Origin of the sequence: Candidatus Kaelpia aquatica, from assembly GCA_030765335.1 — a bacterium.
GTDB lineage: Bacteria > Omnitrophota > Gorgyraeia > Kaelpiales > Kaelpiaceae > Kaelpia > Kaelpia aquatica.
In genome coordinates this window covers 1-6,758 of record JAVCCU010000012.1, presented here as the reverse complement: position 1 = coordinate 6,758, position 6,758 = coordinate 1, and the positions used below count along the sequence as shown (strand labels likewise).

Here is a 6,758-nt window from a genome sequence, read left to right as displayed (position 1 = left end):
TTCACAGAATCAAGAGCTCGCTTTATTAGTTGAGGCAGGACAGGTTCCAATAGAGTTTGTAGGAGTTATAAAAGGTAACACAGAAAATTATGACATACCAGATTCTCATTATGCATTGTTTGGCAACCTCAATTTCTTTGATGTCTATTCAACCCTTAATATACAGAACTCTATATCTAATTTTATTAACTTCTTACTTGGGGATGTAAAAGAATCAACCAGGCTTATCAATACAGAGTTAGATGTTGATAATAAGATTACTTTTGATTCACCGGGTGCAATTATCAAAGATATACTTGAGAAGCTCAATCCTAAGAAGACAGAAGAGGCTGCTAAGCTTAGACTCGCAATGCCCAAGAAGATAAGACTTAGTCATTTTATTATGCTCTTCTTCTCCCTGCTTATATTCTCATGTAGTCTTGGCTACGCTGCTGGAATGTACCACATAAAGTTTAGTAAGGTCCAAGAGTATAAGTAAATTTATAGAGAAGAAATCAAGCTGCTAAATAGAACTACTAAGTATATATGCTTAACATAAACATTAAGGATCTGTATTTAGTGTAAAGTCAATTATCTAACAAAAGTTGCTGCAGTAAATAGTATAGGTTTGCAGAGCTTAACCTCCTTCCTTTATATATAGTATATAATCCTTAATCCATTTGTCCTTTGGTTTTATTCTCTATATAATATCTCTGTGAAAAATAGAGAGATTGCGGATATCTTTAACAAGATTGCAGATATCTTAGAGATAAAAGATGCAAATGTTTTTCGTATCCGCGCCTACCGCAGGGCCGCAGACAACCTAGAATCCCTGCCCCATGATTTAGATAGATTAGTAGAAGAGGATAAGTTAAATGAGATAGCAGGGGTGGGTAAGGACCTATCTGAGAAGATAAAAGAGTATTATAGGGACGGTGAGATTAGCTATCTCAATGATTTATTGGATGAAGTACCAGGTGACCTTCTTCTTATGCTTAAGATTCCAGGTCTTGGTCCAAAGAAAGTGAAGCTGTTCTACCAAAAGTTAGATATTACCTCTATTGCCCAACTAGAGAGAGCAGCTAAAGAAGGCAAGTTAAGAGAGCTCCCAAGCATAAAAGAGAAGACAGAAGAGAATATTATTAAAGGAATTGAGTTTCTTAAAAGAGGTAACGAGAGGATGCTCTTAGGTCTGGCTCTGCCTTTAGCTAAAAGCATAATCCTTGAGCTTAAAAAATTAAAAGAGGTTAAGAGAATAAGTATTGCCGGAAGCCTGCGACGCATGCGTGACACCATAGGTGATATCGACATACTTGCTGCATCAAGTAAACCTGAGAAAGTGATGGATAAGTTTAACAGTTTAAGTATTGTTAAAAATGTCATTGTAAGAGGTGAAACAAAATCGAGCATTTTAACAGAGAGCGATATTCAGATTGATTTAAGGGTAGTTAGTGAGGAGTCTTTCGGGGCGGCTCTACAATATTTTACTGGATCTCAAAACCATAATATACATCTAAGGCAGATTGCTCAAAGGAAAGGCCTAAAGATAAACGAGTACGGGGTTTTCAAAGTTAAAGATGATAAGAAGATTGCATCTAGAGATGAAGAGGGTATATATAAAACGTTGGGCATGAATTTTATTCCGCCTGAACTAAGAGAAGATAGAGGAGAGATTGAGAGAGCCCTAGAGGGGAGATTGCCTGAGTTAATAGAAGAGAAAGATATAAAAGGTGACTTACATATTCATTCAGATTTTAGCGATGGCAGGATCTCTTTAGAAAAAGTTATAGAGATTGGCTATAGAAGAGGATATAAATATATAGCAATAACTGATCACTCTAAATCTCTGGGCGTTGCTCATGGACTAAATGAAGAGAGATTACTGGATCAGATTCAGAGAATAAAAAAGATAGAAAGCCGGTATAAAGATTTTAAAATATTAACCGGAACAGAGATGGATATAAAAGCAGATGGAAGTCTAGATTGGGGTAGAGATATTTTAGGGAAGCTTGACATTGTAATAGCTGCGGTACACTCTGGGTTTAAGCAATCAAAAGAGAAGATGACAGAGCGTATTCTCTCTGCCATAGAATCAGGCTTAGTCGATATCGTAGCCCATCCTTCCGGAAGATTGCTTGGTGAGAGAGATCCTTATGAAGTTGATTGGGATGCTATTTTTAAAGCTGCAGCAAAATATAAAGTTGCCCTAGAGATTAATTCACATATTTTGCGATTAGATTTAACAGATATAAATGCTGCTAGAGCAAAGGAGTGCGGAGTATTAATTACAATAAATACAGATGCTCATTCTAAGGAACATTTTGATATGATGAAGTACGGAGTATCTGTTGGAAGACGTGCTTGGCTTAATAAGAGAGATGTGATAAACTGTCTCAGTTACAATAAGCTGAGAAAGTTTCTTGCGCAGCGGAAGAAGGTTTAGTCTTTATTTTTTGGAGGGGAGAGAGTATTTTATTTTCGTAGCTTGGATTATGTTGAAATATGTGTATAAATACCAAATATAGTACTTTATTCTTGACACAACACTATAGGTTGTATTATCTTTGATTCTTATGAGAAAGGAGGCTTCCATGTCAGTCAGTCTTACCCAGAGCGCTTTAAAAGTTCTTGAAAGAAGATACCTAGTTAAAGATTCAAACGGTCAAGTTGTTGAAACCCCCAAGGAGATGTTTGAAAGAGTAGCTGGATATATCGCATCTGCTGATAAAAATTACGGTAATTCCGATAGTGAAGTAGAAGCTATAGAAGCCTCTTTTTATGACATGATGTCGAAACTCGAGTTTATGCCTAACTCGCCAACTTTAATGAATGCCGGTAGGCCTCTAGGGCAGCTCAGCGCTTGCTTTGTGCTACCCATAGATGATTCCATAGCTTCAATTTTTGAATCACTTAAAGCCGCAGCTTTAATCCACAAAAGCGGTGGCGGAACTGGTTTTGATTTCTCACATCTGCGTCCCAGAAATAGCCGAGTACGCTCTACTGATGGAGTCTCATCCGGTCCAATATCTTTTATGAAGGTTTATAACGCAGCAACTCAGGAGATAAAGCAGGGTGGAAAGAGGCGCGGGGCAAATATGGGAATATTGCGCGTTGACCATCCTGAGATTATGGAGTTTATAACAGCAAAGGATGACAACAAAGAGATTACCAATTTTAATATCTCTATTGCAATCACTGATGAGTTTATGAAGGCATTAGAAGAGAAGGGTGAATACGAATTAAGAGATCCTCGTGATGGAAAAGTTACCCAGAAACTAGAGGCAGAAGAAGTCTTTAATTTAATTGTCAAGCAGGCTTGGAAGAATGGTGAGCCCGGCCTAGTATTTATAGATAAGATAAATAAGGATAACCCTACTCCAAATATAGGTAGAATTGAGTCAACTAACCCTTGCGGTGAACAGCCACTTTTGCCTTACGAGTCTTGTAATTTAGGGAGTATCAATCTTTCCAAAATGGTTAAAGAAGAGAATGGAGAGATGGCGGTAGATTGGGAGCGGCTGAGAGTAATCACCCATCGCGGAGTCCATTTCTTAGATAATGTTATAGATAAGAATCAGTTTCCTCTTCCTGAGATCGAAAAACAGACAAAATATACACGCAAGATAGGACTTGGTGTTATGGGCTGGGCCGATATGCTGATTAAGCTTGGCTTAGGCTATAACTCTAGCGATGCTGTCAATTTGGCCGAAGAGGTAATGAGCTTTATTTTAAACGAGTCTATGGTGAAATCTCAAGAACTTGCCGAGAGCAGAGGAGTATTTCCTGCTTATGAAGGAAGCGTTTGGGATAAGAGGGGAATCAAAATAAGAAACGCAACTCTCACTACAATAGCTCCTACCGGGACGATAAGTATTATATCAGATTGCTCATCAGGCATTGAGCCGCTTTTTGCTTTGGTCTATACAAGGCATGTCATGGATAATGACAGGCTGCTGAAGGTAAATCCTGAGTTTGAGAGAGCCTTGCAAAAAAGAGATCTTTATTCAGAGAAGTTGATAGCGGATATTGCAGCTGAGGGAAGCTGTACTCATTCCGATGATGTACCGAAAGAGATTAAGAGCGTCTTTGTTGCAGCACACGATGTAGAGCCGGAGTGGCATATTAGGATGCAGGCAGCTTTTCAAAAGTTTGTGCATAATGCAACCTCAAAGACTATAAACTTTCCCAGCACTGCTACTATGGATGATGTAAGAGATTCATACCTACTCTCGTATAAGCTAAACTGTAAAGGAGTAACTATCTATAGAGATAAGAGCCGTGAAGAGCAGGTTCTCAATATAGGAGATACGACATCTGGATCTGGGATACAACAAGAGATTCCAGATAATATGCAGATTGTTTTTAAGCCTCGCCCTCGCCCCAATGTTTTAAGGGGAACAACTACGAATGCATTAACAGGGTGCGGTACTCTCTATGTAACTATCAATGAAGATGAGGAAGGAAATATTTTTGAGGTCTTTATGCAGATGGGTAAATCCGGAGGCTGCGCTGCATCTCAACTTGAAGCTATAGGGCGATTGATATCAACATCAATAAGAGCCGGAGTCGATCCCGAAGCTATAATAAAACAGCTTAAAGGTATTAGATGCCCATCTCCGTCCTGGGAGAAAGGCGGCACAAGAATATTCTCTTGTGCTGATGCTATAGCCAGAGTGGTTGAAGACAGAATAAGAGAGAAAGAGGTTCAGAATAAGATTGAAGGAATAGAAGAGATTAAAATTCCTGCAGTAGTTAGGGGTAAGAATGTTGTAGGTGTCTGCCCTGATTGCGGAAATGCTCTTGTTCATGAAGAGGGATGCCTTAAGTGTATGGGCTGTGGATACTCCAAGTGTTAAAAGGACATAGAGTCAGAAATAGTATTTTTAAAAGAGGTATTTTATGCTTAAAGCGGATAGATGGATAATTGATCAGGCGAAGAATAGCCGCATGATTGAACCTTTCTCGGAGTCTCAAATAAGAGCAGGCATAAGCTTTGGAACTTCAAGCTATGGTTATGATTTTAGATTGAGCGATGAGTTTAAAGTTTTAAAGACATCTTTTAAAGACCCGATAGACCCTAAAAATTTCCCCAAGGATTCTTTTCAAGATATAAAGACTGATGTTTTAACAATTCCGGCAAAGAGCTTTATTTTGGGGAGGTCTCTAGAGTATTTTCGGATTCCGCGTAATGTTTTGACGGTATGCTTTGGAAAATCATCCTATGCTCGCTGCGGTGTAGTGATAAATGTTACTCCTTTTGAGCCGGAGTGGGAAGGTTATGCTACGCTCTCTATAATCAATGCTTCTCAGAATGATGTTAAGATATATGCTCAAGAAGGTATAGCTCAGCTGCTTTTTCTTGAGTCAGACCAGGAGTGCATGGTTTCGTATCAAGACAAGAAAGGGAAGTATCAGGCTCAAAAAGAGATAACCTTGCCTAAAGTTTGATATACAAATAAAGAGTTTAAAATATATAGATTAGGTGCTAGACAATAGAAGCTATATATTTTATAAAACTATTGACAAGTATCCCTAGTCGGGTTAAGGGCAGAGTTAGTTTAAATAAAAAAATAAGTTACAACAGAATGTAAAGATAAGATTAGATTAAGTCAGTGTTATTGAACAAGATAAAGTTATTGCTCTAACTTCAAAGAAACATGTGTTGTCAAAGATTAAAGATTCAAAAAATAGTAAAACTAAAAAATTGCTAAATTTTAAGGATGATCGCGCGATACTCAAGAGCAGAGAGAATACATATTAAGGTTAGCTGGATATTACATTCCTTTGCCTGACAACGATTAAGACGGGGGTGTAGCTCAGTTGGGAGAGCATCTCGTTCGCAATGAGAAGGTCGAGGGTTCAAACCCCTTCACCTCCAAAATCTATAATTAAAGTATGGATAAACACTATTTTTATAATCCAGAGTTAGAAGAAAAAGATAAAACAGTGTTGTTGAAGGATGAAGAATTCTATCATTTAGATAGAGTTTTGAGATTAAAAGAATCTGACATTGTGTATGTCCTCAATGGAAGAGGCGTTATTTTAGAGGGAGAGATTAGGATAAAAACAAAAGATCATGCTAAGATTGAAGTATTAAATAGTATTTTTGTTGAAAAGAGTAAAGAAGTTGTTCTATTACAGTCATTAATTAAAAAAGAGGCTATGGAATCGGTAGTTGAAAAAGCTCAAGAGCTAGGAGTTTCAATTCTGCAGCCAGTAATAGCAGTAAGATCGGTGGTTAAGTTAAAAGAAGAAGAGAAGATTAAAAAGAGATTAGAGCGATGGAGAAAGATTGCTATTGAGACCATAAAGCAATCCGGCAATCCATATCTCTTAGAGGTATTACCTCCTTTAGTCTTTGCATCTATTGTGGATAAATATAAAAACAGAGAGGGGAAATTTATTTTTAAGATAGAGGGCAATAAAATTAATATAACCTCTGAAAATATGAAGGACAATGCAGTATTGCTAATTGGGCCTGAAGGTGATTTTACAGAAGAGGAGTATAAATTAGCAGAAGATCATGGTTTTAAACCTCTTAGCCTAGGCAGCGCCAGGCTTCGTTCTGAAACAGCTGCCACTGTAGCTGTAGCCTTATTCAATTACTCTATTTGACCCTACTAAAACCATTAACTCTTTATTCTCCTTTATGCGGTTAGACGCTGTTGTAGAAAGAAAGGTTGAGAGGCAGGGTTTGTCGCAAACTTTTGATATTACTACTAGCATAAAAGAGTGGCAGGAAATAAGGCCTCCAGAACCTCCGGAATAACTGTAAATGA

Annotated in this window: 6 protein-coding genes and 1 tRNA gene; 6 read left to right on the top strand and 1 reads right to left on the bottom strand. The window is 37.9% G+C overall.

Annotated features, from left to right (window positions below):
* From P9X27_01980 to P9X27_01955, 6 genes are all read left to right on the top strand, one after another.
* Positions 1-478: hypothetical protein (locus tag P9X27_01980; protein MDP8253149.1), on the top strand; the 478-nt coding region annotated here is incomplete at its 5' end.
* A 216-nt stretch (positions 479-694) separates the two neighbouring features.
* Positions 695-2,422, top strand: a complete 1,728-nt coding sequence (gene polX, locus P9X27_01975; GenBank protein ID MDP8253148.1) for a DNA polymerase/3'-5' exonuclease PolX — start codon at positions 695-697, stop codon at positions 2,420-2,422.
* A 130-nt stretch (positions 2,423-2,552) separates the two neighbouring features.
* Positions 2,553-4,835, top strand: coding sequence for a vitamin B12-dependent ribonucleotide reductase (locus P9X27_01970; protein ID MDP8253147.1), 2,283 nt, complete (start codon positions 2,553-2,555; stop codon positions 4,833-4,835).
* Positions 4,836-4,878: 43 nt separating this feature from the next.
* The gene (gene dcd / locus P9X27_01965) at positions 4,879-5,427 is read left to right on the top strand and encodes a dCTP deaminase (GenBank protein ID MDP8253146.1); all 549 of its coding nucleotides are present in this window, start codon (positions 4,879-4,881) and stop codon (positions 5,425-5,427) included.
* Positions 5,428-5,784: 357 nt separating this feature from the next.
* A tRNA-Ala gene (locus tag P9X27_01960) sits at positions 5,785-5,857 on the top strand.
* Between the two features lie 17 nt (positions 5,858-5,874).
* Complete coding sequence (locus P9X27_01955) at positions 5,875-6,594, top strand: RsmE family RNA methyltransferase (protein ID MDP8253145.1); 720 nt, start codon at positions 5,875-5,877, stop codon at positions 6,592-6,594.
* On the opposite strand, the gene P9X27_01950 is transcribed toward P9X27_01955, so the two are convergent.
* Positions 6,574-6,758 (bottom strand): hypothetical protein (locus tag P9X27_01950; protein ID MDP8253144.1); only part of this gene is annotated, 185 nt, incomplete at its 5' end. The two genes, P9X27_01955 and P9X27_01950, sit on opposite strands and share 21 nt — an antisense overlap.